This window comes from Defluviimonas sp. D31 (genome assembly GCF_033436765.1).
Classification (GTDB): Bacteria; Pseudomonadota; Alphaproteobacteria; order Rhodobacterales; family Rhodobacteraceae; genus Albidovulum.
Map to the genome: position 1 here is coordinate 121108 of NZ_JAWQFN010000006.1, position 25113 is coordinate 146220.

A 25113-nucleotide genomic window follows, 5' to 3' on the forward strand; every position below is an offset into this window, starting at 1 on the left:
GGCCTCGGCGCTTAAGGAAGGCGGGTCCTGCTACCGGTACCCTGGTCCGATCCCATGCGCCTTTCCCAGATGACGCGCTTCACGAGCCTCGCCATCGCCTCGCCAAACGTTCTCGCGACGGCCGCGTTCACGCTTGCTGGCGCGCTCAGCATCCTCACCGCCAGCTGGACCGCCTCGGTGATCGAGCGCCGCTCGGCCGAGGGTGTGGGGGCCGCGCTCGCCACTGCCGGCCACAACTGGGCAGACGTTGCCACCGACGGTCTACGGGTGATCCTCTCCGGCACCGCCCCAACCGAGGCCGCCCGGTTCCGCGCGCTTTCGGTCGCCGGCACGATCGTCGATGCCGACCGGCTGACCGATGCGATGGACGTGACCCTCGCCGCCGCGCTGAAGGCGCCCGACTTCACGATTGAGATCCTCCGCAATGGCGACGGGATCTCGCTTATCGGCCTCGTGCCCGAAGCCGAGGACCGCGACGCGATCGTGACCGATCTCGGCGAGCTCGCCGGGGCCGGCGCGGTGACCGACATGCTCGAGACCGCCGACCACCCGGTGCCCGACGGCTGGGACGAGGCGGTGAAGTTCGGCATTTCGACGCTCGCCAAGCTGCCGCGTGCCAAGGTCTCCATCAGCGCCACACGGGTCTCGGTCACCGCGATCAGCGACAGCGCCTCCGAGAAGGCGCGGCTCGAGTCCGAACTGGCCCGCAAGGCGCCGCGCGGCCTGAAGCTGGCGCTCGACATCTCGGCGCCGCGTCCGGTGATCACGCCCTATACCCTGCGCTTCCTGATCGACGATGCCGGCGCCCGGTTCGATGCCTGTTCGGCCGACAACGAACGTGCCCGTGACCGCATCCTTTCGGCCGCGACCGAGGCCGGGGCGACCGGCAAGATCGCCTGCACGATCGGCCTCGGCGTGCCGACGCCGGCATGGACGGAGGCGGTGACGATGGGCATTTCCGCCCTGCGCGACCTTGGCGCGGGCTCGATCACCTATTCGGACGCCGACATATCGCTCATCGCCGCCGAGACGGTCAGCGCGGATGCCTTCGACCGCGTCGTCGGCGAGCTCGAATCGAACCTGCCGGAAGTGTTCTCGCTGCATGCCGTGCTGACACCCAAGCCCGCGGCCGAGGCCGACACGGGCGGCGCCAAGGAATTCTCCGCCGTGCTGTCGCCCGAGGGCCGGCTCGAGATGCGCGGCCGGCTCGGCGACGAACGCTCGCGCGATGCGGTCGAGAGCTTCGCCAATGCCCGGTTCGGCTCCGGTGACGTCCATGCAGCGACCCGGCTCGACCCCGACGTGCCCGCGGGCTGGCCGCTGCGCGTTCTCACCGCGCTCGAGGCCCTGGGAGAGCTTGACAGCGGCTCGGTCACGGTCCGCCCGGAGATCATCCGGCTTTCGGGCGTGACCGGCTCCACGTCGGCGAGCGACACCGTGGCGCGGATCCTGTCGGGCAAGCTCGGCGAGACGCAGCAATACGACCTCGAGATCCGCTACGACGAGGCGCTCGACCCGCTTCTGGGCTTGCCTACGGCTGAGGAATGCGTGACCGAGATCAACGCGATGCTCGCCGCCCGCAAGATCAACTTCGAGCCGGGCTCGGCCCAGTTTGCCCCCGATGCGGCCAAGACGCTCGACCAGATCGCCGAGCGGATGAAGGACTGCGCCGACTTCCCGATGGAGATCGGAGGCCATACCGATAGCCAGGGGCGCGAGGAGATGAACCTCGAACTCAGCCAGGACCGCGCCCAGGCGGTGGTCGCGGCGCTGCAGTCGCGCCGGGTACTGACCGGCAACCTGACGGCGGTGGGCTTCGGCGAGACGGTGCCGATCGGCGACAACGGCACCGAGGCGGGCCGCGAGACGAACCGCCGGATCGAGTTCCGGCTGATCGGCGCCGCGGCGGATACGGCCGTCGCCGGCGCCGGCGAGGGGACGGCGGAGGAGGGCGCGGTCACGGTCGCGGTCCAGACCCCCGACGACAAGACCGTGCGGCCGAAACCGCGACCGGAGCAGTAGGCGCGACGTGGACTTGACCGGCAGTTTCTGGCGCGGCAAAGGGCAGACATGAACAGAACCGAATTCATCATAGCGACCGCCATCATCCTGTTCGTGGCCTTCGCGCTCGGCTGGTTCGCGTGCTGGCTCCTGCACCGGCTGAGCCAGGTCACGCAGGCCGACATGGGCGAGCTGGAGAAGATGGCGCGCGACCTGCATGATGCCGAGGAAGCGCGCGATGCGGCGCTCGTCACGCTGGAGGAGCGGGAAGCCCAGCTTGTCAGCCAGCTCGGTCAGAGTCAGGCGGAGCTGAAGGCGGCCATGGACGGGCTGCGCGACGCCCGCCACGAGGCCGAGGAGCTGCGCGCCTATATCGAGAAGCTGAACGCCGGGTGAGCTGTCGCCATGGTGCGATCGCGTTACCTTTCGGGCGGCGTCCATTCTGCGGGTGGCGCGGCGCGCCGGCGAAGCCGTATCGCGAGCCCGGCAGCTACGCCCACACCGATTGCGACCGTCAGATCCGAAACCACGGTCAATACGAGAGTAACAATCAGCAGGAGCTTGTCAGAGCTCCGCAATGACAAGTAGCCGCGCCACTTGTGCGGCTCACTCATGTTCCATGCGGTCAGGATCAGCAGCCCGGCGAGTGCGGGCATCGCCAGATAGCCTGGCAGCGGTGCGGCCACGGTCATGACCGCCAGGATTGTCAACGCGTGCACTAGACCCGCGACCGGAGTCCGCCCTCCCGCCCGCACATTGGTGGCGGTCCGCGCGATTGCGCCGGTCGCAGGAAGTCCACCGAAGAGTGCCGATCCGATATTGGCGAACCCTTGCGCAAGCAGCTCGGCACTGGGCCGGTGCGCACCGCCGAACATCCGGTCGGCGACAATCGCCGAAAGGAGCGATTCCACGCCAGCGAGAAATGCGATCGTCATTGCGGATGGCAAAAGCTCGACGATCCGCCCGAACGTGATTTCGGGAAAAGCCGGCGCTGGAAGGCGGTTGGGCAGGGGCCCGAACCGCGACATGACCGTGTCGACATCGAGCGCGCCGAATGCGACGACCGCCGAGATAAGGGCCATAACAACCATGATCCCCGGGAGCCGCGGAAACGATCTTCGCGCAAGAACGATCAGCGCCATCGCGAGCAAGCCGATCGACAGGCTTTCGACGTTCACCGTGCTCCGCGCTTCCCAAAGCACGGGAATCTTGTTGACGAAATCTGCCGGAACCTCGGTGACCGCGAGACCGAACAGATCCTTGATCTGGCTCACTGCAATGATGACCGCGATGCCTATTGTGAAACCGTGCACAACCGCTTCGGGAACAAGCGCGATCAGGCTGCCTGCGCGGAAATAACCCGCGACGACCAGCATCAGCCCAGCCATGAGCGTCGCGAGCACCAGGCCGTCGTAGCCATGCTGCGCGATCACGCCGTAAACGACCACGATGAACGCGCCTGTCGGACCGCCAATCTGGACACGGCTACCGCCGAGCATGGATATGAGGAATCCCGCGACGATGGCAGTGACAAGCCCCGTCGATGGCGAGGCGCCCGATGAGATCGCGATTGCAAGGCTGAGAGGTAGCGCGACCATTGCAACGGTAACTCCGGCAAAGAAATCCGCCCGGAACGCCAGCCATGTATAGGTGCGAAGAGTCGTCAGTAGCTTGGGCTTCCGGATGCCATGGTGGTTGGGGTTGTTCTGCATCCGGCGTCATCATCCCCAACAGAACGCGGCCCGCTCACCAGCGCCGCAGCGCGTCCTCGTCCGCGTCCTTCGCGGCGACCCATTCGGCTCCGTCCGGGCCGAACTCCTTCTTCCAGAAGGGGGCGCGGGACTTCAGGTAGTCCATCAGGAACTCCGCCGCCGCGAAGGCGGCGGCGCGGTGGCGCGCCGCGGTCGCGACCATCATGATCGCCTCGCCCGGCACGAGCGCGCCATGGCGGTGGATCACGAGGACGTCGGCGAGGGTCCAGCGCGTCCGCGCCTCCTCGACGATCGCGGCAATCGCCTTCTCGGTCATGCCCGGATAATGCTCGATCTCCATCCGCGCGAGCGTGCCCTTGTCGTCGCGCACGACGCCGAGGAAGGTCACCACGGCGCCGACATCGCGCCCGCCCTGTCCGAAGCTTGCGCATTCCGCGCCGTAGTCGAAGGGCTCGGCCTGGACCCGGACGCGCATCCTCAGCCCCCGGTCATCGGCGGGAAGAACGCGACCTCGCGCACGCCGTCGAGCGGGGCGGAGAAATCGGACAGTTCCTGGTCGAGTGCGACGCGCAGCGCCGAGACATCGGCGAAGGCCGCAGCATACCGGTCCTCGCGCGCCTTCAGCTCCTCGACGAGGTCGGCGACCGTCGCGGCATCGGTGTCGACCCGTTCGCGCGGGCAGCCGATCCGTTCCCGGACCCAGGCGAAATAGAGAACGTCGATCATGCGTCGTCCTTGAGGAAGGGCAGCGCCTTGCGGAAATAGTCCCATCCGGTGAGGAATGTGAGCACCGCCGCGATCCAGATCAAGGTCAGGCCCGCCATCGTCGCATAGGACGAACAGCCGCGCACCCCGCAGGAGCGGATCGGATCGGCGAGGCCCGCGGTCACCAGCTCGGCATATTCCTCAGGCGTCAGGCCGCGCCGGGCGATGCCTTCGAGATGCTCTAGCCCGGTGCCGAGAAACAGCACCGCGATCGCCACCATCTGCGCCAGCGTCTTCCACTTGGCGAGCTTGGTGACCTTAAGGAGACCGGCCGAGGAGCCGAGATATTCGCGCAGGCCAGAGACGAAGACCTCGCGGAAGAGGATCACCGCGGCGGGCAGGATCAGCCAGGGATTCATGCCAGAATAGCCGGTCAGGACCATGATCGCGATCACCACCATCGCCTTGTCGGCAATCGGGTCGAGCATCGCGCCGAGCCGCGATTCCTGGCCCCAGGCGCGGGCGAGATAGCCGTCGAAGAAATCGGTGATCGCGGCGGTGACGAACAGGGCGAGCGCGAACCAGTCCGCCCAGGGGCGGTGGAAATAGAGGAACATCACCGCGACGCCGGGCGCGGCGAGAAGACGGAGCACCGTCAGGGTGTTCGGGATCGTCAAATTCATGGCGGCACCCTAGCGGCAGGCGCGCCGTTGGAAAAGAGGGATAACGCAGGCTGTCCCTTCCGCAGGCCATTCGCGGTCTTGTGTGCAACTGTTTGAAATAAATGAATATGATGGGAGATTGACGCGCCCGGTTGCCACTTGCCGTGCCCTGCCGGATGAGCGGAGAAAGCTGAAACGCGGTGCCGCGCGCGGTCCGCGCCGTGACCTGACCCGAGGTGGGAGCGGCGCTCGCATGTATCGCTGTCGCGGGCGCTACAAACTCCTGCTCGCCGGCACGGCGGTGTGGTAGATTGCCGCAGTCCGTTCCCCGAGTCGTCGATACGGGTCGGACAGATTTGGAGGGACCAGCATGAAACATGCGATTTTGACCGTCGCCGCACTGGCCGCGAGCCTGCCGTCGGTTGCTTTCGGCGACGATTACGATCTCGACGCGCTCCGCGCCTCGACCGAGAAATACAAGGATGTCAACGTCGCGCTGGCCGAGGGCTTCATCCCCGATCCCAGCGGCCATTGCGTCTCGGCCGCGCACGAGGGGCTGCCGGCGGAATGGGGCGCGATGGGGATCCATTACCTGCGCCCAGACCTGCTCGGGATCATGCAGGGGACCGAGCGCGTGGACGGCACCGGCACCCATACCGACTTCAATCAACCCGCGATCCTGCTTTACGAACCGCAGGCCGACGGTTCGATGGAACTGGTGGGGATCGAGAACCTCGTGTTCGAGAAGGCCTGGATGGAGGCCGGAAACACCGAGGGACCGTTGCTCAACGGCCGGCCTTGGGATCACATGTCGGACGATCCGAACACGGCGGCCGATGAGGCCCACGGCTTCATGCCGCATTTCGACCAGCATGTCTGGCTCTTCCGCGAAAACCCGAGCGGCGAGTTGAATCCGTTCAACCCGAACGTGACCTGCGACCACCATTCCGGCTGATGCTCCGTTGACCGGGCGGCGGCGATGCGTCCGCCCGGCCACACCCTATCCCTGCGCGTGAAAGAAATCGTAGACCGTCTGGGCGATGGTCTCGGAAATGCCATCGACCGCCTTCAGATCCTCGAGCCCGGCGCGGCTTACGGCCTTCGCCGAGCCGAAATGCTGAAGCAGCGCGCGTTTCCGCGCAGCGCCGATCCCCGGCACTTCGTCCAGGGGCGTCGCGCCCACCGATTTGGCGCGCTTCGCGCGGTGGGCGCCGATCGCCCAGCGGTGCGCCTCGTCCCGCATCCGCTGGACGAAATAGAGCACCGGCGAATTGTGCGGCAGCGCGAAGGGCGGCTTGCCGGGGCGGTGGAATTCTTCCTTGCCCGCGTCGCGGTCGATGCCCTTTGCGACGCCGATCATCGCGATGTCCTCGACCCCCATCTCCGCCATGATCCCGGCCACGGCCGAGACCTGCCCGGCACCGCCGTCGATCAGCAGGAGGTCGGGCCAGGCCTCGCCCTCGCGGTCCGGATCCTCCTTCAGGAGCCGGGCGAAACGCCGGGTCAGCACCTCCTTCATCATGCCGAAATCGTCGCCGGGCGTAAGGTCGGTGCCCTTGATGTTGAACTTGCGGTACTGACCCTTCACGAAGCCTTCCGGACCCGCCACCACCATGCCGCCGACGGCGTTCGTGCCCTGGATATGGGAGTTGTCGTAGATCTCGATCCGGCGCGGGGGCGCGTCGAGGTCGAAGGCCTCGGCGAGGCCTTCGAGGAGCTTCGACTGCGCCGCGCTCTCGCTCATCCGGCGGCCGAGGCTCTCGCGGGCGTTGCGGGCGGCGTTCTCGACAAGCTCCGCCTTCTCGCCCCGCTGCGGCACCGCGAGTTCCACCTTGCGGCCGGCGCGGTCGGAGAGAAGCTCCGTCATCAGATCGGCGTCCTCGATCGGATGGCTGAGGAGGATGAGCCGCGGCGGCGCCTTGTCGGCGTAGAACTGGCCGAGGAAGGCCTCCAGCACCTCGGCCTCCTCTGCGCCTGAGCCCGTCTTGGGGTAGAAATCGCGGTTGCCCCAGCTCTGGTTGGCGCGGATGAAGAAGACCTGCACGCAGGCCTGTCCGCCCTCCATGTGCAGCGCCACCACATCCGCCTCGGCCACGCCGCGCGGGTTGATCCCCTGCACCTGCTGGACCTGGGTCAGCGCCTTGATACGGTCGCGAAGCGCGGCAGCGCGCTCGAATTCCAGCGCCTCGGATGCCGCCGCCATCTCCTCGGCGAGTTTCGCCTGCACCTGGGTCGAGCGGCCCTGCAGGAAGCGTTCGGCATCGGCGACGAGCGCGCCGTATTCGGCCTCGTCGACGTAGCCGACGCAGGGCGCGGCGCAACGCTTGATCTGGTAAAGGAGGCAGGGCCTCGTGCGGCTGGAGAACATCGCGTCCGAGCAGTTCCGGAGCAGGAACACCTTCTGGAGCTGGTTCAGCGTCCGGTTGACCGCGCCGGCGCTCGCGAAGGGGCCGTAGTAGTCGCCCTTCTCCTTCTTCGCGCCCCGGTGCTTCTTGATCTGGGGGAAGGGATGCTCCTTCGAGACGAGGATGTTCGGGAATGACTTGTCGTCCCTGAGCAGCACGTTGAAATAGGGCTTAAGCTGTTTGATCAGGTTCTGTTCGAGAAGCAGCGCCTCGGTCTCGGTGCGCGTGGTCAGAAACATCATCGCGTGGGTCGCGTGGATCATGCGCTGGATCCGCGCCGAGTGGCCCGAGGGGCGGGCATAGTTCGAGACCCGCGCCTTCAGGTTGCGCGCCTTGCCGACATAGAGAACCCGCCCCTCGGCATCGAGCATCCGGTAGACCCCCGGTTGTGCCGTCAGGGACTTGAGGTGGGACTGGATCAGGGCGTGGCCCGAAAGTTGCCCCGACGTCACTTCAGCCATGTGCGTGCGCCTTTCCTTTCCGCCTTCGATTCCCTCTGCCGGGCTGCAATCTTAGCCCGTCCGGATCAAGAGAAAACATGTCCACCGATTTTGTGGATAACTCTGGTGACAAGTTTCAAGCGCTCCGGAATTTTCCTTGTTTTCGGCAGGGTTCGTTGGATTGCCCAAATTTTAGGCGCTCATCAAGAAACTGAAAATAAACAGATTTTTTCGTGATCTGGGCAAATCGCTGATAGCATTGAGAGAATCGTAACGCCGCCGTTACCGGTCTGTTACGGGTGGACAAGTCAAGCCCGTGCGCCACGATTTTCCGCTGATAGTTGCTAGTCCACACCCAGAATATCGGGTGTTTTCCAGCCCAGGTGCTGGCCGCCATCGGCGCAGATCAACTGGCCCGTGACGGCAGGCGCATCAAGGAAATACCCAAGCGCCGCGCAGATATCCTCGGGGTTCGCGCCACGCGCGAGGATCGACCCGGCGCGCTGGGCGCGAAACTGGGCCTCGGTCTGCTTGGCGCCCTGCAGGGTCGAGCCGGGTCCGATCGCGTTGACGCGGATATCGGGGCCGAGCGCCCGTGCGGCGGTCTGGGTGAAGGCCCAGAGCCCCATCTTGGCAATCGTGTAGGACATGAACTCGGGCGTGAGCTTGCGCACCCGCTGGTCGAGCATGTTGATCACAAGTGCCTGCGCGCGCAGTTCGCCATCGGCGTCGCGCAGCGCCTTCGGCGCCTGGGCCGCGAAGTCCTGGGTCAGCGCCACCGGCGCGCGCAGGTTCGACTCGATGTGGCGGTCCCAGCTTTGCCGGGTCGCGGTGCGGATGTTGTCGTATTCGAAGATCGAGGCGTTGTTGACGAGCACTGTGAGCGGCCCGCCGAGCGCGTCGGTGGCGCGGCTCACAAGCGCCCGCGTCTCGGCCTCGATCAGGAGATCGGCCTGGAGCGTGGCGGCCTTGACGCCCAAGGCGCGGGCCTCGTCCGCCAGCGCCTCGGCGGCCCCGGCCGAACTTGCATAGTGGATCGCCACATCGTGGCCACGGCCTGCGAGGTAGAGCGCCATTGCCCGGCCAAGCCGGTGCGCCGCGCCGGTGACGAGCGCGTGTTTCATGCCTTGCCTCCACAGTCGCAGGGGCCGCGGCCGATCATCGGCCGGCCGCAGGACGGGCAGCGCGCCGCGCCGCGCTTCGGGCCGATGCGGGGGAACCGCAGCCGCCCGAAGATCGCCAGGATGGCCATGCCGATCAGGAAGAAGGTGACGATCTTGACCATGTCAGAGCCCGTAGCGCGCCCAGAGCGCGCGCTCCTCGATCTGGTCGAGCGCCTCGCCGAGGACCCGGCCGCCGATGCGCTGGAAGATCGACCGCTTCATGCCGTACGGCACGAGCTTCACCTTCTCTCCGTAAAGCGCCTTCAGCTTCGGCACGAGATGGGCGACGCCGTCGGCGAGCCCCTCGTCGACCGCCGCCTGACCGACCCAGACATCGCCGGTGAAGAGGTCCTTCTCACCCGCCAGCCGCGCCCCGCGCCGGCCGCCGACCTGGGCCTTGAAGGCGTCGTGGATCGGGGAGAGGATCGCGTGCAGCCGCGCCACGTCCTCGGGCTTTTCCGGGCGGAACGGGTCGAGGAAGCTCTTCGACTCGCCCGCGGTGTGGACGCGCCGCTCGATCCCGTGGCGGGCGAGGAATTCGGGAAAGCCGAAGCTCGCCGAGATCACGCCGATCGAGCCGAGTACCGAACTCGCATCGACCCAGATGTCGTCTCCCGCCGTCGCCAGCCAGTAGCCGCCAGAGGCCGCCACGTCCTCGACGAAGGCATGGACCGGGATCTTCTTCTCCTCCGCCAGCCGGCGGATGCGAGCGGCGATCAGCGCCGATTGCACCGGCGAGCCGCCCGGCGAGTTGATCGCGAGCGCCACGGCGGCGGGCTTGCCGCGGCGGAAGGCCTTCTCGATCACCGGCGCGAGGGTGGCGTCGTTGAGCCCCGCCCCCATCCGCCCGGCGGTGCTGATGATGCCCTGGAGGCGGATCACCGCGACCTTCGGCGGCGACTTGAGAAAGGGGAGCAAGCGTTTCATGGGCTCCGATGTAATCCGCGCCGGGCCGCGGAACAATAGTGGATGCTCGCCCGGCACGCGGCCTCAGGCCGAGAGCGTCGCCGCCACCGCGAGCTTCCAGCGGTCGTATTTCGCGCGGCGCGTAGCCTCGTCCATCCCGGGCTCGAAGCGCCGGTCGCGTGCCCAGCCCTTCGCGAAGCCCTCGGCGTCGGGATAGAGCCCGGCCCGCGAACCGGCGAGCCATGCCGCGCCGAGCGCGGTCGTCTCCAGCACGCGGGGCCGGTCCACCGGCGCGCCGATGATGTCGGCGAGGAACTGCATCGTCCAGTCCGAGGCGGTCATGCCGCCATCGACGCGCAGAACGCCCTCGCCCCCGCCGTCGGCGCGCATCGCCTCCAGCAGGTCGCGGGTCTGGTATCCGACGCTTTCGAGCGCGGCGCGGGCGACCTCGGCCGGTCCGGAATTGCGAGTGAGCCCGAAGACCGCGCCGCGGCACTCGGCGTTCCAGTAGGGTGCGCCGAGCCCGGTGAAGGCGGGCACGAGCACGAGATCCTGCGCCGGATCGGCGGCCTCTGCGAGGGCCTGCGTGTCGCCCGCCGCGGCGATGATCCTCAGCCCGTCGCGCAGCCACTGCACGACCGCCCCGGCGATGAAGATCGAGCCTTCGAGCGCGTAGGTCGGCCTGCCGCCGAGCTGGTAGGCGATGGTCCCAAGGAGGCGGTTCTTGCTCTCGACCAATGTCGCGCCGGTATTGAGAAGCGCGAAGCAGCCGGTACCGTAGGTCGATTTCATCATGCCGGGCTGGAAGCAGGCCTGGCCGATGGTCGCCGCCTGCTGGTCGCCGGCGACGCCGAGGATCGGCACCGCGCGGCCGAGCAGCTCGGGCATGGTCATCCCGTAATCCGCGGCGCAGTCGCGGACCTCCGGCAGCATTTCGAGGGGAATGTCGAGAAGGCCGCAAATCTCCTCGTCCCAGCGCCCCTCGCGGATGTTGTACAGCAGCGTCCGCGCCGCGTTGGTGGCGTCGGTTGAATGAACGCGCCCGTCCGTGAGCTTCCAGATCAGGTAGCAGTCGACCGTGCCGAACAGGAGATCGCCCCTCCTTGCCTTTTCCCGCGCGCCTTCGACATTGTCGAGCAGCCAGGCGAGCTTGGTACCGGAGAAATAGGGATCGAGCAGCAGGCCGGTGCGGCGGGTGACCATGGCTTCGTGCCCGTCGGCCTTGAGCCGCTGGCAGATCGCGGCGGTGCGCCGGTCCTGCCAGACGATGGCGCGATGGATCGGCGCGCCGGTCTTGCGATCCCAGACCAGCGTCGTCTCGCGCTGGTTGGTGATGCCGATGGCGGCGACCTCGGCTGCGTCGATCCCGGCCTTGGCCAGCGCCGCGCGGGCGGTCACGATCACCGTTTTCCAGAGGTCCTCGGGGGCGTGCTCGACCCAACCCGAGGCGGGGTAGTGCTGCGCGAACTCCTCCTGCGCGATGGCGGCGACCGCAAGCGCCTGGTCGAACAGGATCGCCCGGCTCGACGTCGTGCCCTGGTCGATGGCGAGAATGTAGCTCATGCGCCCTCCGGTCCTATGGTCCCTGCACATCCTGCCCGCGCTTCACACGCCGCGCCAGCCCTCCGAGAGCCGCGCCCAGGCGGTGTCGAGCGCCGGGGCGGAGGCGCCGGCGAGCCGGATCATGCGGATGTCGAGCTTTTGATCCGGCAGTTGGTCATCAAGCGCCACGAGCCTTCCGTCGGTGAGTGCCCCGGCGACCATCGAGCGTGGCAGCCAGGCGATGCCGATCCCGGCGAGCGCGTATTCGCAGGCGGCGAGGGTGAGCGCGGTCTCGGCCCGGCGGGCGAAGCGGATCTGCTCCGGCACCCGCGGCAGGATCGCGCGGTCCATGATCTGGCCGAGGAAGACGTCGGCGGGATAGGCGATGAGCGGCCAGTCGCCCGCGCCCCCGGTGATGCCCGGTGCCGCGACCGGCAGGAACGTGTCGGCGCCGAGCGTCACCGCGTCGAAGCCGCGTTCCTCGGGCAGGGCGGGTTCTCCGGGCAGTGCGTACATCACCGCGAAATCGACCTCGCCCGCGAGCAGCTTCAAGAGGCATTCGTCGCGGTTGCCCGAACGGACCCGGACCGAATGGCCGCCTTGTGCGGTGAGAAGCGCCACCAGCCGCGGCGAGACGGTGGTGGTGATCGCGTGCTGGCAGGCGAGCGAGATCGCACCGGCCCCGCCGGTGCCCGACCGCCTGAGCGTGTCGCGGAGCCGCCTCAGGCCCGCGGCCAGCGCCCGCATCTCGGGTTCCTGCGCCCGCACCGTGGGCAAGAGCGCCACCGGCTTGCGGTTGCGGTCGAAAAGCTCGGCGCCGATGCTGTCCTCGATCGCGCGGATGCGCCGGGTGAAGGCCGACTGCGTGAGGTGGCGCGCCTCCGCCGCCCTTGCGAAGGAGCCGGTGTCGAGCACCGCGAGAATGTCGTCGAGCCAGTCGAGCCGCATCGGTCAAGTCTAGGCGCTGCGGGTGTAACTTGCAATTCAGGAAAGTTGTGACGCGAATAACGCATTTGATGGCGGATCATGCGCCCTGTATGTGTCGAACAGGTCAATTTGAAGGAGCCCGGCCCATGCATCTCGCCCGCTTCCCGCGCCATTTCCTCGCCCATCTGCCGACGCCGCTCGAACGGCTCGACCGGCTGACGAAGGAACTCGGCGGCCCCGAAATCTGGATCAAGCGCGACGATTGCACCGGGCTTTCGACCGGCGGCAACAAGACCCGCAAGCTCGAATTCCTGATGGCCGAGGCCGAGGCGCAGGGCGCCGAACTGGTGATGACGCAAGGTGCGACGCAGTCGAACCACGCTCGCCAGACCGCCGCCTTCGCGGCCAAGCTCGGGATGAAGTGCCATATCCTGCTCGAGGATCGCACCGGCTCGAACGACGCCAACTACAACAACAACGGCAACGTGCTTCTCGACCACCTGCACGGTGCGACGACCGAGAAGCGGCCCGGCGGCGGCGACATGAATGCCGAGATGGAAGCGGTCGCCGACCGGCTCCGCGCCGAAGGCAAGAAGGTCTACACGATCCCCGGCGGCGGCTCGAACGCGACCGGCGCGCTCGGCTATGTCAACTGCGCCTTCGAGATCCTGCAACAGGCCAATGCCGGCGGGCTGAAGATCGATCATATCGTCCATGCCACCGGCTCCGCCGGCACACAGGCCGGGCTGATCACCGGCCTCAAGGCGATGAACGCGCAGATCCCGCTTCTCGGCATCGGCGTGCGCGCGCCGAAGCCGAAGCAGGAGGAGAACGTCTTCAACCTCGCCTGCGCGACCGCCGAGAAGCTCGGCTGCGCCGGGGTCGTGAAGCGCGAGGACGTGGTCGCGAACACCGACTACGTCGGCGCGGGCTACGGCATCCCGACCGAAAGCGGGCTCGAGGCGATCCGGATGTTCGCCGAACTGGAGGCGATCCTGCTGGACCCGGTCTATTCGTCGAAGGGTGCGGCGGGCTTCATCGACCTGATCCGCAAGGGCCATTTCAAGAAGGGCGAGCGGGTGGTCTTTCTCCATACCGGCGGCGCGGCGGGGCTCTTCGGCTACGACTTCGCCTTCGACTTCAAGTCGCGCTGGCAGGCCGCCTGACCGTCGCGCGGGGCGCGCGGGCGGCCTCAGGCCGCCCCGTTCTCCTCCAGCACCTTCCGCGCCACCCGGAAGCATTCGAGCGCCTGCGGCACGCCGCAATAGATGCCGACGACATGGATGATGGCGCGGATCTCGTCCTTGGTGACGCCGTTGTTGATGGCGCCGCGGCAGTGCACTTCCCATTCGTGCATCTTGCCGAGCGCGCCGATCATCGCGAGGTTCATCATCGAGCGCGTCTTCGGCTCGATCACCTCGTCGCCCCAGCCGAAGCCCCAGCACCAGGCGGTCATCGCCTCCTGGAACGGCCGCGTGAAATCGTCGGCGGCGGCGAGGTTCTTCTCGACGTATTCCGCGCCGAGCGTCGCCTTGCGCTGGGCGAGGCCCTTTTTGAAGAGATCGTCGTCGAATGCAGTCATCTGGCCCTCATGTCCTGTGTTCCGTTTCTTCGAGCATGGCGCGCAGCGACCGCTCGATCTGTCCGCCGCAATAGGCCGCACCGGTCCGCGCATCCTCGCGGGCGATCATCGCGGCGATCTCCGGCAGGGCCGCGATCCGCTCGGACAGCGCGGCGACGCGGGGCGCGTTTCGGCGCAGCATCCCGCCCAGCCGGGGCAGCTTCGCGCCCATCGTGTGCCAGAGCGCGGCGGTCGCGAGGTCCGCGAGCCCCGGCGCATCGGTTCCGAGCATCGTGCCTGCCCCGGCGGTCAACCCGTGGCGGCGGCCGGTTTCCTCGAAGATCGCCATCCAGCGCGGCAGGCGGGTCGCGGCGAAATCGTCCCAGTCGGCCCTCGCCCACATCGTCCGGCCGCAGTTGCAGGTGATCTCCTCCAGGACGTCGTTGGCATCGCAGACGAGCTTCAGCGTCAGCGCGGCGCGGGCGGGATCCTCGGGAAGCAGGCCGTGCCCGCGCCCGAGGTGAAGAAGGATCGCCGGCAGTTGCGACAGCCAGAGACCGGCCGCGTGATCGTGGAGGAACGGCGGGGCCATGAACGGCACCGGCTGCTCCCCGACGGGAAGCGCCTTCAGACGTGCCAGGTCCGATGGATCGCCCTCGTCCCACGCCGCGCCGGCATGGGCGAGCACATAGCGCACGAAATGGCCCCGGAAGGGCAGTGGCCAGTAATAGAGCGTGTAGTCCATCGCCGCCTCCCGGCGCTACCGCAGCCTGATCGCGATGTTCTTGGTCTGGACGTAGTTCCACAAGGCCTCGCGCCCCTTTTCGCGACCGTAGCCGGATTTGCCGTAGCCGCCGAAGGGGGTTTCCACGCCGCCCGCGTACCATTCGTTGACGAAGACCTGGCCCGCGCGGAGCTTCCGCGCCGCGCGCGTCGCGCGGTCGAGATCGCGGGTGAAGACGCCGCCGACAAGGCCGTAGTCGGTCGAGTTGGCGATGGCGATCGCCTCCTCGTCGCTGCGGAACTTCAGGACCGAGAGCACCGGGCCGAAGACCTCGTTCCGTGCAATGGCCATGTCGGGGGTGACCCGCAGCACCGTCGGTTCGAGGAACGCGCCGGGGCGGTTGAGCTTGCGGCCGCCAGTCACGACGGTCGCGCCCTCGGCCTCGGCGGCGCGGACCATGCCCTCGGCGCGGTCGCGCTGGGCCTCGGAGACCATCGCGCCCATCGTGGGGCCGAACTCCGGCTGCTCGATGCCGGGGCCGACCTTCAGCGAGGCCGCGAGCCCGGCGATGCGGTCGACGAGCTCGTCATGGATCCGCTCGGAGGCGATCACCCGGCTCATGGCGGAACAGACCTGGCCGGCGTTGAAGAAGATGCCCCAGCGGACATCCGACAGGAAGGCGTCGAGATCGGCGTCGTCATGGACGATGGCGGCGGACTTGCCGCCAAGCTCCAGCACGCAAGGGACCACGTTCTTCGCCGCCGCCGTGGCGATGGCGATGCCGGTCGGGACCGAGCCGGTGAAGACGATCTGGTTGACGCCGGGATGGGCCGAAAGAGCCGCGCCCGCCTCGGCCCCGAGGCCGCAGAGCACGTTGACCGCGCCTTTCGGCAGGCCAACCGCCTCGGCGGTGCGGGCGATCCAGGCATTGGTGAGCGGCGTCAGTTCCGGCGTCTTGATCACGCAGGCATTGCCGGTGGCAAGGGCCGCCGAGAGTGACCGCGCGGTCATCTCCAGAGGATAGTTCCAAGGGATGATCTGCGCCGAGACGCCGTAGGGTTCATGCGTGGTGAAGTCGAAATAGCCCGCGCCGAGCGGGACCGAGCGGCCCTCCACCGTCTCGGCCTGGTTGCCGTAATACTCGAAGTAGCGCGCGGCCCCCCGGACCTCGATCTCCGCCTCCCAGAGCGGCTTGCCCTGTTCGAGCGTCAGGAGCCGCGCGATCTCGCCCAGATTGTCGAGAAGGTAGCGGCCCATCGCCTGCACCATGCGGCCGCGTTCGACCGGGCGGAGGTCGGAGAGCGCGCCGCTCTCGTGGCAGACCCGCGCCGCCGCGACCGCGCGGGCGACATCGGCGGCATCGGCGAGCGCCTGTTCGGCGAGGGGCTCGCCGGTGCCAGGGTCGGTGACGGCGATGCGGCCGGCACCGCCGTCGACCCAGTCGCCGCCGATCCAGTTCTGCCAGAAGGGTGCCACGTCACGCATCGACGGCCTCGCGCATCCACTGCTGCAGCGTCTGGATCGAGTGTTCGGAATTCAGCCCGCAATCGGGGTCCAGCACCAGCGGACCCGGCCGGTAGCCGCGGCTCTTCAGCCCTTTCGACACGCTTTCGACGAGGCGGATATCCTCCTCGACCGTCGTCGCCCGGTCCTGAATGGCCAACCGCCGGATCACCTCGCTGTCGACGCCGCCGGGCGTGTACCAGCCGCGCCAGACGGTGCAGCTGTCTACGTCATGGGCGCGCCAGTGGTAGGTGTTCAGCACATTGCCCGGATAGACCTGGAACGAGAACATCGGCCAGAGGAAGAACGACCGGTACTCGCCGCCGTGCGGCACCGTGGTGTCGATCGGATAGGTCATCTTGGAGAGGTCCTGGCACTCGGTCGTGTGGCGCAGGACGTAGCCCCGGTTCATCGGCTGGATGTCGTAGGTTTCGGGCCGGATCACGCCGGTCGCGAAGGTCGGATGGTTGATCGAGCAGTGGTAGCATTCGGAATAGTTCTCGACCGAGACCTTCCAGTTGCACTTCTCGGGGATCTCGACCCATTCGAGCGGTTCGAGTTCGGCGATGTTCGGGACATATTCGCCAAGCTCCTCGCGCACGCCGGGATACCATTCGTCCATCGGTGCAGCGTTGTCGTCGAGATTGACGAAGATATAGCCGTGGAAGCTTTCGGTCCGGACCGGGGTCAGGCAGATCTTCTTGCGGTCGAAGCCCGGCACCGAGTTGACATTCGGCCCGGCGCGCAGCTCGCCCGAGAGTTCGTAGGTCCAGGCGTGGTAGGGGCAGACGACGACCCGCGTGGTGCCGGAGCCCTCGACCATCTGGTGGGCGCGGTGCTGGCAGACGTTGTAGAAGGTGCGCAGTTCGCCGTTGCGGCCGCGGATGCAGAACAGGCTCTCGCCCGCGATCTCGAAGGTGAAGTAGTCGCCGGGATTGCGCACTTGGCTTTCGTGGCCGGCGAACTGCCATGTGCGGGCGAGAAGCCCCTTCATCTCCTTCTCGAAGATCGCGGGGTCGGTGTAATAACGGGCGTCGAGCGAATGGACGAGTGGAGCGTTCATTCGGGATCCTCCAGATAGAGACCGAGCTGGTGCCGGCGTTTGTGAAACTTCTCGACCCGTTCGACGATCTCGGGGCTGGCGACCGCGATCACGAAGCTGAGGAGCGTTTCGAGAAGCGCGATCGTGGAGACCGACGAGGGGAAGAACTGCGGCGTGTCGACGGACACGGTGAAGCGGTGCTGGGCGGCCGTGACGATCGGGCTCGCCGGGCTGTCGGAGATGGCGATCACGTTGACGCCCTGCTCGCGGGCGATTCTGACGGTGTCGACGACCTCGCGCCGGTAGGGGCGGCAGGTGATGGCGATCAGCACGTCGCGTTCGTCCGCCCAGGCAATGTCGTCGGCGGCGTTCGAGCCCGCCTGCGGGATCGCGTGGAACTCCACCATGCCGGTCGAGGCGAGGTAGGTGAAGTTGCGGGCATTGGCGTTGTTGACGCCGACACCGAGCGTATAGACCCGGCGCGAGGCCCAGATCGCCCCGGCCGCCGCCTTCAGCGCCTCGGCGTCGATCTTCGCGAAGGTCTCCTCGATGTTGCGAATCGCGGAACCGACCATCTCGGCATAGAGTCCGCCGAGGTCGCCCGTTTTCGAGACGTCCTGCAACCAGCGCACCCGGTCGGGGAAGCCCGCCGGCCCGCTGCGGATCGCCTCGCGGAAGGCGGCGCGGAAATCCTCGTAGCCCTCGAATCCGACCTGGCGCGCCATCCGCACCACGGTATTGGGCTTCACATTGGCGAATTCGGCGATCTCGCGCACGGTCGAGACACCCACGCAATGCGGGTTCTCAAGCACGTAGCGCGCCGCTTTCTGCGCCTCGGGCGTCAGCGTCTCGAACTCATCGGTGAGGCGGTTCAGGACGATTGATGTTACATCTGTGCCATTCATGGTTGACGATGGTATAGTTGTCCCATTAGCCTGTCGAGAGGAAACACGACTCATCTCGGGAAAAATCAATGTCGGAACGCGCTCTGCCCTCCACCGCCCGCGTCGTCATCATCGGCGGCGGGATCATGGGCTGCGGCCTTGCCTATCACCTTGCGCATGAGGGCTGGACGGATGTCGTCTTGCTGGAAAAGTCGGAGCTGACCTCTGGCTCCACCTGGCATGCCGCCGGTCAGATCACGCATTCGACCAGTAGCTTCGCGCTCGGCAAATGCGTGGGCTACAACATCGACCTCTATTCGAAGGTGCTGGAGGCCGAGACCGAACAATCGGTGACCTGGCATGGCTGCGGATCCCTGCGCCTCGCCTATACCGAGGACGAGCTTGACTGGCTGCACCAGACGATTTCGGTCGGCAAGGGGCTCGGCTTCCCTATGGAGATCGTCGGGCCGGAGCGGATCCGGGAACTGCATCCGTTCTACAATCTCGAGGGCGTGAAGGCGGCCTTGCACACGCCCGACGACGGCCATGTCGACCCGGCGGGGGCGGCCTTCGCGCTCGCCAAGGGGGCGCGGCAGCTTGGCGTGAAGGTGATTCGCCGCTGCAGGGCGACGAATGTGACCCAGCAGGAAAATGGCGAGTGGCTGGTCGAGACCGAAGAGGGCAACATCACCTGCGAGCATGTCGTCAACGCCGGCGGCACCTATGCGCGGCAGGTGGCGCTCTGGTCGGGCTACGATCTGCCTGCGACCTCGATGACGCACCATTACCTGATCACTGACACGGTTCCCGAGTTCCAGGCGCTCGACAAGGAACTGCCCGTCGTGCGCGATGACCGGCTGGTTTCGGGCTACATCCGCATGGAGCAGAAGAAGGGCCTGATCGGCATCTACGAGAAGGCCAATCCGAACACGGTGTGGGAAGACCACTGCCCTTGGGAGGCCGAGAACGAGCTCTTCGAGCCGGACTATGACCGGATCATGCCCTGGCTCGAAAACGCGATGGACCGGATGCCGATTCTCGCCGATCTCGGGATCACCCGCGAAGTTCACGGCGCGATCTCGCATCCGCCCGACGGCAACCCGCTGATCGGTCCGGCGCCGGGTCTGAAGAACTACTGGTGCTGCTGCGGCACCCAGATCGGCATCGGCTGGGGGCCGGGGCTGACGCGGGAACTGGCGCGCTGGATGGTCCATGGTGCCGCCGACATCAACATGCGCGAGTTCGATCCGCGCCGCTTCGGACCCTATGCCGACAAGGCCTACCAGATCACCAAGGCCAAGGAGGACTACCTTCTCCGCCACGAGATCCCTTTCCCGTTCTTCAACCGCCTCGAAGGGCGGCCGGTGAAGCCCTCCGCGCTCTACGAGGACCTCAAGGCCGAAGGCGCGGTCTTCGAAGAGGTCTACGGCCACGAGCGTCCGCGCTGGTTCGCGCCGGAAGGCACGGAGGCCAAGGACATCTACGGCTTCCGCCGCACGAAACTGCACGACATCGTCGGCGCCGAGGTCCGCGCGGTGCGGGAGAAGGCGGGCATCATGGACATCTCGGCCTTCTCGAAGGTCGAGGTCTCGGGCCCGGACGCGGCGGCGTTCCTCGACCGGCTGGTGCCGAACAAGCTGCCCGCCGTGGGCCGGATCGGCCTCACGCATCTTCTGAACGACAACGGTCGGATCGAGCTTGAGACGACCGTTGTCCGGCTCGCGGAAGACCGGCTCTACCTCGTCTGTGCGGCCTTCTTCGAACAGCGGCTGGTCGATTACCTGACCTTCGCGAGGAAGTCAGAGAACGTCACAATCACCAACCGCTCGACCGGCTGGGGCGCGCTGGCGCTGAACGGTCCGAAGGCGCGCGATATCCTCGGGGCCTGCACCGGTGCGGAGCTCAGCAATGCCGGCTTCAAGTGGATGACCGCGCAGGAGATCGCGGTCGGCGGTCACAGGCTCTGGGCCTTCCGCATGTCCTACGCGGGCGAGCTTGGCTGGGAGTTCCACGGGGACCGCGCCGCGATCCTCGGCGCGTTCCGGGCGCTGAAGGCGGCGGGCAAGGCGCATGGGATGGTCAACTACGGCTCCTTCGCGATGAACGCGATGCGGATGGAGAAGGGCTTCAAGGGGGCGGGCGAGCTCACGAACGAGGTGACACTGCCCGAGGCCGACGTGATGCGCTTCGTGCGTCTCGACAAGGAGTTCCGCGGCAAGGCGGCCACCGAGGCGGCGGCGGCGAAGCCGCTCCGCTGGGTCTGCGCCTATCTGGAAGTGGCCGACGACGGCCGTTCGGACGGCAACGGCGGCGAAGCGGTGATCATTGCCGGCAAGCAGGTCGGCACGGTCAGCTCCATCGCCTTCGGCCACGGCACCGGCAAGCTCCTCGCCTTCGCCTATGTGAAGGCGGACCACGCGAAACCGGGCACCGAGCTCGAGGTCGTGATCATGGGCGAGCCGCGCCGCGCCAAGGTGCTCGGCGAGCCGGTCTACGATCCCGAAAACCTGAAACCCCGAACCGAGGCCAGGGAGGTGGCGGAAGCATGAGCACGATGAAGGCGATGGTCCTGACCGGCCACGGCGGGCTCGACAAATACGTCTGGCACGAGGACTGGCCGCGGCCCGAACCCGGCCCGATGGAGGTGCTGATCAAGGTCGGCGCCTGCGGGCTCAACAACACCGACGTCAACACCCGCTCGGGCTGGTATTCCAAGGCGGTGAGCGAGGCGACGACCGGCGGAGCCTATGCGGCGGTCGGCGACAACGACCCGACCTGGGGTGGCTCGCCGATTGCCTTTCCGCGCATCCAGGGCGCCGACGCGGTCGGCGAGGTCGTGGCCGTGGGCGAGGGCGCCGACCCGGCGTTGATCGGCAAAAGGGTCATGGTCGACGGCTGGCAGCGCGACTGGTCGGACCCGACGAACATGGACAAGGCCCGATATTTCGGCTCCGAGATGGACGGCGGCTTCGCCGAATACGCGACATGCGACATGCGCGGCATGATACCGGTGGAGTCGGACCTGAGCGACGCGGAGCTTGCGACCTTCTCCTGCTCCTACACCACCGCCGAAGGGATGCTTAGCCGCGCCAACGTGACGGCCGGCGATACCGTCCTTGTCCCCGGCGCATCGGGCGGGGTGGGCGGCGCGCTGGTCCAGCTTGCCAAGAGGCGCGGCGCGCGGGTCATCGCCATGGCCTCGGAGGCCAAGCACGAAGAGGTCGCGAAACTCGGCCCCGACCGTATCCTGCCGCGAGCGCCGGAGGACCTGCGCGCGGGGCTCGGGGACGAGAAGATCACCGTCGTCGCCGACATCGTCGGCGGGCCCTACTGGCCGACGCTCATCGACATCCTCGAACGCGGCGGGCGCTACACCTGCTCGGGCGCGATCGCCGGACCGATGGTCACGCTTGATCTCCGTACCTTCTACCTGCGGGACCTGACCTTCACCGGCTCGACCGTTGTCCCGCCGCATGTCTTCAAGGACGTCGTGGGCTACATCGAGCGGGGAGAGATCAAGCCGGTGCTCGCCGCGACCTATCCCCTGAAGGAGCTTCGCGCCGCGCAACAGGCCTTCATCGACAAGAAGCACACCGGCAACATCGTGGTGGCCCCGTGAAGATCACGCGCATCCGCGTCTACAAGACCGATCTTCCTTACGTCGGCGGAACCTATGCCTGGGGTGCGGGCAACGCGATCACCGTGGCCAGGGCCTCGGTCGTGGTGATCGACACCGATGCCGGGCTTCAGGGCTCCGGCGAGTTCACGCCCTGCGGCGAGAACTACATGATCGCCCATTCCGAGGGCGTCGAGGCGGCGGCGCGGCTGATGGCCCCGGCGCTCCTCGGCGAGGACCCGAGGCAGGTCGCGCGGATCGAGCGGATCATGGACCATGTGATCCAGGGCCACGGCTATGCCAAGGCGCCCTTCGACGCGGCGTGCTGGGATATCCTCGGCCAGGCCACCGGCCAGCCGGTCTGGATGCTGATGGGCGGCAAGCTGACCGAAGCCGCGCCGATGTACCGTGTGGCGCCGCAGAAGGCGGTGGACGAGACGGTCGCCGAGATGGAGGTCTACCGCGCCCAAGGGTATCGCCAGTTCCAGATCAAGGTCGGCGCCGACTGGGTCACCGACATCGACCGCATCCGCGCCACCGTGCCGCTCTTGAAACCGGGCGAGAAGGCGATGGCCGATGCCAACCAGGGCTGGCGCGTCGACAATGCGATCCGGGTGGCGCGGGCGACCCGCGATCTCGACTTCATCCTCGAACAGCCCTGCCGGACCTACGAGGAATGCCAGCAGGTTCGCCGCGTGGCTGAACAGCCGATGAAGCTCGACGAATGCGTGACCGGGATGGCTGCGGCGCAGCGCATCGTCGCCGACCGGGGGGCGGAGATCTGCTGTCTCAAGATCTCCAACCTCGGCGGGCTGTCGAAGGCCAAGCGGGTGCGCGATTTCCTCGTCGACAACCGCATCCCGGTGGTGAGTGAGGACACCTGGGGCGGCGAGATCACGAGCGCCGTGGTCGCCCATTTCGCCGCCTCGACACCGGAAGAGTACCTTCAGAACACCACCGACCTGATGAACTACAACACCCGCTCGACCGGTCGCGGCGGGCCGACCACGCGGGATGGCCGACTGATCGCCCCGGACGCGCCGGGGCTTGGTGTAACGCCGGACTTCGCCAGCCTCGGCGCGCCGGTCGCGGAGTATGCGGCATGAAGATCACGCGTATCACGGTCTGGGCGCTCGACCTGCCGCTTGTCCAGCCCTACTGGCTCTCGGGCGGGCGGCTGAAGTTCGAGCGGCTCGATTCCACCTTCGTCCGGTTAGAGACCGACGAAGGCGTCACCGGCTGGGGCGAGGGCTGCCCCTGGGGCACGACCTACCTGCCAGCGCACGGGCCCGGCATCCGCGCCGGTATCGCGACGCTCGCGCCGGCGATCCTCGGCCGCGACCCGCGCTCATTGCGCACCCTCAACGAGGCGATGGACACCCAGCTTCCCGGCCATCTCTACGTCAAGTCGGCGATCGACATGGCGGCCTGGGACATTCTCGGCCAGACCGCCGGAATGCCGCTATGGCAGCTCTTCGGCGGCGCCGAGGCGGTGCCGGTCGCGGTCAATTCCTCGATCTCGACCGGGACGCCCGCTCAGATGATCGCGCTCATCCGCAGCGCCAGCCAGAAGGGCTACCGGGTCCATTCCGCCAAGCTCGGCGGCCACGACATCGGCGCCGACATCGCGCGGATCGAGGCGATATCGGCGGAACTTCCACGGGGCGAGAAGGTCACCTACGACATCAACCGCGCCTGGACGCCCGCCGTCGCGGTGCAGGTTCTCAATTCGGTCGCCGCGCGCGACTGGGTGGAGCAGCCCTGCGAAACGCTTGACCAGTGCGCCCATGTGGCGCGCCGGGTCGCCAACCCGATCATGCTCGACGAATGCCTGCACACGTTCCAGGACCATCTCGACGCCTGGCGGCTCGGTGCCTGCGAGGGCGTGAAGGTCAAGCCGAACCGGGTGGGCGGCCTCACGAAGGCGCTGCAGATCCGCGATTTCGGCGTCTCGGTCGGCTGGCAGATGCATATCGAGGACCTCGGCGGCTCGGCCTTGGCCGACACCGCGGCGATCCATCTGGCGAGTGCCACGCCCGAGGCGAACCGGCTCGCGAGCTGGCTTTGCCACTATCATCTTTCCGTCGATCCGGTGCCGGGGCAGGGTGCCCGCAACGACGGCGGCTTTGCGACACCCCCCTCGGCGCCGGGACTCGGCGTTGTCCCTGAAGTCGAGCGGCTGGGCGATCCGGTCGCGGTTTACGAGGTCTGAACCATGAAGATCACCCGGCTCACGCTCTGGGACGTCCCGCTCACGAGCCACGTCGCCTATCACATGGCGGGCGGCAAGACCTGCGACACGGTCACCTCGGTCGTCCTGCGCGTCGACACCGATGCCGGCGTCGAAGGCTGGGGCGAGGTCTGCCCGATCCCGCACTACCTGCCCGCCTATCCGGAAGGCGTGCGCCCGGCGCTGGAATACCTCGCGCCGGTGCTGATCGGCGCCGACCCGGTCGGCCCTGAGGCGGTGATGAGCCGCGCCGATGCCTGGCTGCAGGGCCATCCCTATGCCAAGTCCGCCCTCGATCTCGCGCTCTGGGACATCACCGGCAAGGTGGCCGGGCTGCCGCTTCACGCGCTTCTCGGCGGGCGGCAGATGGCCGACATGCCGCTTTATCACTCGATCACCTGCATCGCGCCGGAGGAGATGGCACGGATCGCCAGGGAAGCGCAGCGGGAGGGGATCACCCAGTTCCAGGTCAAGCTCGGCGCCGACGGCGACTGGCGGGCCGACGTGGCACGTTTGAGGATGGTCCGCGAGGCGGTGGGCGACGGCCCCCTCGTCTACGGCGACTGGAACTGCGGTGCCACACGGCTCGACGCGACGCGGGTCGGCAAGGCGGTCGCGGGCATGGACGTGATGCTGGAGCAGCCCTGCGCGACGCTGGAGGAATGCGCCGCCGTCCGCGCCGCCACGGGCCTGCCGATGAAGATCGACGAGAACGGGCATGACACCGCCTCGCTCCTCAAGGCCTACGAGCTCGGCTGCATGGACGCCGTTGCGCTGAAACTCTCGAAGTTCGGCGGGCTTTCCCCGATGCGGCGGGCGCGCGACCTCTGCCTGCATCTCGGCGCGAAGATGTGCGTCGAGGATACCTGGGGCTCGGATGTCACTACCTCGGCACTTCTGCATCTCGCCGCCGCGACGCCCGAGCGGATGCTTCTGAACACCTGCGACCTCTCGGGTTACGTCGGCCCGCGCCTCGACCGCGAGGCGCCCGCCCGCCGGGCGGGCCGTATCGCCCCGCCGGAAGGGCCGGGGCTCGGGGTCGCGCCGGACAGTGACATTCTCGGCCAGCCCATGGCCGTCATCGACTAGG

At 67.5% G+C, this 25113-nt stretch carries 24 protein-coding genes; 9 read left to right on the forward strand and 15 right to left on the reverse strand.

What is annotated here, in order from left to right:
* Positions 1 to 69 precede the first annotated feature (69 nt).
* Together R5H32_RS12530 and R5H32_RS12535 are read left to right on the forward strand one after the other, a co-directional pair.
* The gene (locus R5H32_RS12530) at positions 70 to 2022 is read left to right on the forward strand and encodes an OmpA family protein (RefSeq protein WP_318339021.1); all 1953 of its coding nucleotides are present in this window, start codon (positions 70 to 72) and stop codon (positions 2020 to 2022) included.
* A 48-nt stretch (positions 2023 to 2070) separates the two neighbouring features.
* Positions 2071 to 2397 carry a hypothetical protein gene (locus tag R5H32_RS12535; RefSeq protein ID WP_318339022.1) on the forward strand — a complete coding sequence of 109 codons (327 nt, stop codon included), beginning with the start codon at positions 2071 to 2073 and terminating at the stop codon, positions 2395 to 2397.
* A gap of 23 nt (positions 2398 to 2420) precedes the next feature.
* On the opposite strand, the gene R5H32_RS12540 is transcribed toward R5H32_RS12535, so the two are convergent.
* Genes R5H32_RS12540 through pgsA form a run of 4 tightly spaced genes read right to left on the reverse strand, consistent with a single transcriptional unit; the run spans position 2421 to position 5101 of the window.
* Entirely contained in the window at positions 2421 to 3713 is a 1293-nt protein-coding gene (locus R5H32_RS12540; protein ID WP_318339023.1) for a SulP family inorganic anion transporter, read from the reverse strand.
* A gap of 34 nt (positions 3714 to 3747) precedes the next feature.
* On the reverse strand, positions 3748 to 4188 hold the full coding sequence (locus R5H32_RS12545) for a molybdenum cofactor biosynthesis protein MoaE (protein WP_318339024.1): 441 nt from the start codon (positions 4186 to 4188) through the stop codon (positions 3748 to 3750).
* Between the two features lie 2 nt (positions 4189 to 4190).
* A complete protein-coding gene (gene moaD / locus R5H32_RS12550) occupies positions 4191 to 4439 on the reverse strand; it encodes a molybdopterin converting factor subunit 1 (RefSeq protein ID WP_318339025.1) in 249 nt (82 codons plus the stop codon).
* A complete protein-coding gene (gene pgsA, locus R5H32_RS12555; protein ID WP_318339026.1) occupies positions 4436 to 5101 on the reverse strand; it encodes a CDP-diacylglycerol--glycerol-3-phosphate 3-phosphatidyltransferase in 666 nt (221 codons plus the stop codon). The genes moaD and pgsA overlap by 4 nt, the downstream gene beginning before the upstream one ends.
* A gap of 349 nt (positions 5102 to 5450) precedes the next feature.
* Between pgsA and R5H32_RS12560 the strand changes: the two genes are divergently transcribed.
* Positions 5451 to 6035, forward strand: coding sequence for a hypothetical protein (locus tag R5H32_RS12560; protein WP_318339027.1), 585 nt, complete (start codon positions 5451 to 5453; stop codon positions 6033 to 6035).
* A gap of 45 nt (positions 6036 to 6080) precedes the next feature.
* Here R5H32_RS12560 and uvrC read toward each other — a convergent pair whose 3' ends face one another.
* From uvrC to R5H32_RS12590, 6 genes are all read right to left on the reverse strand, one after another.
* Complete coding sequence (gene uvrC / locus R5H32_RS12565) at positions 6081 to 7946, reverse strand: excinuclease ABC subunit UvrC (RefSeq protein ID WP_318339028.1); 1866 nt, start codon at positions 7944 to 7946, stop codon at positions 6081 to 6083.
* A gap of 323 nt (positions 7947 to 8269) precedes the next feature.
* Complete coding sequence (locus R5H32_RS12570; RefSeq protein WP_318339029.1) at positions 8270 to 9049, reverse strand: SDR family oxidoreductase; 780 nt, start codon at positions 9047 to 9049, stop codon at positions 8270 to 8272.
* Positions 9046 to 9210, reverse strand: coding sequence for a hypothetical protein (locus R5H32_RS12575; RefSeq protein ID WP_318339030.1), 165 nt, complete (start codon positions 9208 to 9210; stop codon positions 9046 to 9048). The genes R5H32_RS12570 and R5H32_RS12575 overlap by 4 nt, the downstream gene beginning before the upstream one ends.
* A gap of 1 nt (position 9211) precedes the next feature.
* A complete protein-coding gene (locus R5H32_RS12580) occupies positions 9212 to 10015 on the reverse strand; it encodes a S49 family peptidase (protein ID WP_318339031.1) in 804 nt (267 codons plus the stop codon).
* A gap of 63 nt (positions 10016 to 10078) precedes the next feature.
* Positions 10079 to 11557 (reverse strand): glycerol kinase GlpK, encoded by a 1479-nt coding sequence (glpK, locus tag R5H32_RS12585; protein WP_318339032.1) that lies wholly within the window; start codon positions 11555 to 11557, stop codon positions 10079 to 10081.
* Between the two features lie 42 nt (positions 11558 to 11599).
* Entirely contained in the window at positions 11600 to 12484 is an 885-nt protein-coding gene (locus R5H32_RS12590; RefSeq protein WP_318339033.1) for a LysR family transcriptional regulator, read from the reverse strand.
* A 125-nt stretch (positions 12485 to 12609) separates the two neighbouring features.
* On the opposite strand from R5H32_RS12590, the gene R5H32_RS12595 reads away from it, so the two are divergent.
* Complete coding sequence (locus R5H32_RS12595) at positions 12610 to 13629, forward strand: D-cysteine desulfhydrase (RefSeq protein ID WP_318339034.1); 1020 nt, start codon at positions 12610 to 12612, stop codon at positions 13627 to 13629.
* Between the two features lie 26 nt (positions 13630 to 13655).
* On the opposite strand, the gene R5H32_RS12600 is transcribed toward R5H32_RS12595, so the two are convergent.
* The 5 genes from R5H32_RS12600 to R5H32_RS12620 are packed head-to-tail and all read right to left on the reverse strand — an operon-like array spanning position 13656 to position 18198.
* On the reverse strand, positions 13656 to 14045 hold the full coding sequence (locus tag R5H32_RS12600) for a carboxymuconolactone decarboxylase family protein (RefSeq protein ID WP_318339035.1): 390 nt from the start codon (positions 14043 to 14045) through the stop codon (positions 13656 to 13658).
* A gap of 7 nt (positions 14046 to 14052) precedes the next feature.
* Positions 14053 to 14769 carry a glutathione S-transferase family protein gene (locus R5H32_RS12605; protein ID WP_318339036.1) on the reverse strand — a complete coding sequence of 239 codons (717 nt, stop codon included), beginning with the start codon at positions 14767 to 14769 and terminating at the stop codon, positions 14053 to 14055.
* Between the two features lie 15 nt (positions 14770 to 14784).
* A complete protein-coding gene (locus R5H32_RS12610; protein ID WP_318339037.1) occupies positions 14785 to 16233 on the reverse strand; it encodes an aldehyde dehydrogenase family protein in 1449 nt (482 codons plus the stop codon).
* Positions 16226 to 17314: an aromatic ring-hydroxylating dioxygenase subunit alpha gene (locus R5H32_RS12615; protein ID WP_318339038.1), complete on the reverse strand. Its 1089-nt coding sequence runs from the start codon at positions 17312 to 17314 to the stop codon at positions 16226 to 16228. The genes R5H32_RS12610 and R5H32_RS12615 overlap by 8 nt, the downstream gene beginning before the upstream one ends.
* Positions 17311 to 18198 carry a MurR/RpiR family transcriptional regulator gene (locus tag R5H32_RS12620; RefSeq protein ID WP_318339039.1) on the reverse strand — a complete coding sequence of 296 codons (888 nt, stop codon included), beginning with the start codon at positions 18196 to 18198 and terminating at the stop codon, positions 17311 to 17313. Before R5H32_RS12620 ends, R5H32_RS12615 begins: the two co-directional genes overlap by 4 nt.
* Before the next feature lie 68 nt (positions 18199 to 18266).
* Here R5H32_RS12620 and R5H32_RS12625 point away from each other — a divergent pair, with 68 nt between their 5' ends.
* From R5H32_RS12625 to R5H32_RS12645, 5 genes are read left to right on the forward strand one after another with little or no spacing between them, the layout of a single operon-like run.
* A complete protein-coding gene (locus tag R5H32_RS12625; RefSeq protein WP_318339040.1) occupies positions 18267 to 20726 on the forward strand; it encodes an FAD-dependent oxidoreductase in 2460 nt (819 codons plus the stop codon).
* A gap of 5 nt (positions 20727 to 20731) precedes the next feature.
* Complete coding sequence (locus R5H32_RS12630; RefSeq protein ID WP_412099020.1) at positions 20732 to 21796, forward strand: alcohol dehydrogenase family protein; 1065 nt, start codon at positions 20732 to 20734, stop codon at positions 21794 to 21796.
* Complete coding sequence (locus R5H32_RS12635; RefSeq protein WP_318339042.1) at positions 21793 to 22899, forward strand: mandelate racemase/muconate lactonizing enzyme family protein; 1107 nt, start codon at positions 21793 to 21795, stop codon at positions 22897 to 22899. The genes R5H32_RS12630 and R5H32_RS12635 overlap by 4 nt, the downstream gene beginning before the upstream one ends.
* On the forward strand, positions 22896 to 24005 hold the full coding sequence (locus R5H32_RS12640; RefSeq protein WP_318339043.1) for a mandelate racemase/muconate lactonizing enzyme family protein: 1110 nt from the start codon (positions 22896 to 22898) through the stop codon (positions 24003 to 24005). Before R5H32_RS12635 ends, R5H32_RS12640 begins: the two co-directional genes overlap by 4 nt.
* 3 nt (positions 24006 to 24008) lie before the next feature.
* On the forward strand, positions 24009 to 25112 hold the full coding sequence (locus R5H32_RS12645; RefSeq protein WP_318339044.1) for a mandelate racemase/muconate lactonizing enzyme family protein: 1104 nt from the start codon (positions 24009 to 24011) through the stop codon (positions 25110 to 25112).
* The last annotated feature ends 1 nt before the right edge of the window (position 25113 follow it).

What these genes read in the sequence shown, in the direction of transcription:
- R5H32_RS12580 (WP_318339031.1), bottom strand. Translation starts at nt 10,015, where the DNA reads ATGAAACGCTTGCTCCCCTTTCTCAAGTCGCCGCCGAAGGTCGCGGTG.
- R5H32_RS12630 (WP_412099020.1), top strand. Translation starts at nt 20,732, where the DNA reads ATGAAGGCGATGGTCCTGACCGGCCACGGCGGGCTCGACAAATACGTC.
- uvrC (WP_318339028.1), bottom strand. Translation starts at nt 7,946, where the DNA reads ATGGCTGAAGTGACGTCGGGGCAACTTTCGGGCCACGCCCTGATCCAG.
- R5H32_RS12605 (WP_318339036.1), bottom strand. Translation starts at nt 14,769, where the DNA reads ATGGACTACACGCTCTATTACTGGCCACTGCCCTTCCGGGGCCATTTC.
- R5H32_RS12540 (WP_318339023.1), bottom strand. Translation starts at nt 3,713, where the DNA reads ATGCAGAACAACCCCAACCACCATGGCATCCGGAAGCCCAAGCTACTG.
- R5H32_RS12560 (WP_318339027.1), top strand. Translation starts at nt 5,451, where the DNA reads ATGAAACATGCGATTTTGACCGTCGCCGCACTGGCCGCGAGCCTGCCG.
- R5H32_RS12600 (WP_318339035.1), bottom strand. Translation starts at nt 14,045, where the DNA reads ATGACTGCATTCGACGACGATCTCTTCAAAAAGGGCCTCGCCCAGCGC.
- R5H32_RS12610 (WP_318339037.1), bottom strand. Translation starts at nt 16,233, where the DNA reads ATGCGTGACGTGGCACCCTTCTGGCAGAACTGGATCGGCGGCGACTGG.
- R5H32_RS12545 (WP_318339024.1), bottom strand. Translation starts at nt 4,188, where the DNA reads ATGCGCGTCCGGGTCCAGGCCGAGCCCTTCGACTACGGCGCGGAATGC.
- glpK (WP_318339032.1), bottom strand. Translation starts at nt 11,557, where the DNA reads ATGAGCTACATTCTCGCCATCGACCAGGGCACGACGTCGAGCCGGGCG.
- R5H32_RS12595 (WP_318339034.1), top strand. Translation starts at nt 12,610, where the DNA reads ATGCATCTCGCCCGCTTCCCGCGCCATTTCCTCGCCCATCTGCCGACG.
- R5H32_RS12645 (WP_318339044.1), top strand. Translation starts at nt 24,009, where the DNA reads ATGAAGATCACCCGGCTCACGCTCTGGGACGTCCCGCTCACGAGCCAC.
- R5H32_RS12535 (WP_318339022.1), top strand. Translation starts at nt 2,071, where the DNA reads ATGAACAGAACCGAATTCATCATAGCGACCGCCATCATCCTGTTCGTG.
- R5H32_RS12530 (WP_318339021.1), top strand. Translation starts at nt 70, where the DNA reads ATGACGCGCTTCACGAGCCTCGCCATCGCCTCGCCAAACGTTCTCGCG.
- pgsA (WP_318339026.1), bottom strand. Translation starts at nt 5,101, where the DNA reads ATGAATTTGACGATCCCGAACACCCTGACGGTGCTCCGTCTTCTCGCC.
- R5H32_RS12640 (WP_318339043.1), top strand. Translation starts at nt 22,896, where the DNA reads ATGAAGATCACGCGTATCACGGTCTGGGCGCTCGACCTGCCGCTTGTC.
- R5H32_RS12625 (WP_318339040.1), top strand. Translation starts at nt 18,267, where the DNA reads ATGTCGGAACGCGCTCTGCCCTCCACCGCCCGCGTCGTCATCATCGGC.
- R5H32_RS12620 (WP_318339039.1), bottom strand. Translation starts at nt 18,198, where the DNA reads ATGAATGGCACAGATGTAACATCAATCGTCCTGAACCGCCTCACCGAT.
- R5H32_RS12570 (WP_318339029.1), bottom strand. Translation starts at nt 9,049, where the DNA reads ATGAAACACGCGCTCGTCACCGGCGCGGCGCACCGGCTTGGCCGGGCA.
- R5H32_RS12615 (WP_318339038.1), bottom strand. Translation starts at nt 17,314, where the DNA reads ATGAACGCTCCACTCGTCCATTCGCTCGACGCCCGTTATTACACCGAC.
- moaD (WP_318339025.1), bottom strand. Translation starts at nt 4,439, where the DNA reads ATGATCGACGTTCTCTATTTCGCCTGGGTCCGGGAACGGATCGGCTGC.
- R5H32_RS12575 (WP_318339030.1), bottom strand. Translation starts at nt 9,210, where the DNA reads ATGGTCAAGATCGTCACCTTCTTCCTGATCGGCATGGCCATCCTGGCG.
- R5H32_RS12590 (WP_318339033.1), bottom strand. Translation starts at nt 12,484, where the DNA reads ATGCGGCTCGACTGGCTCGACGACATTCTCGCGGTGCTCGACACCGGC.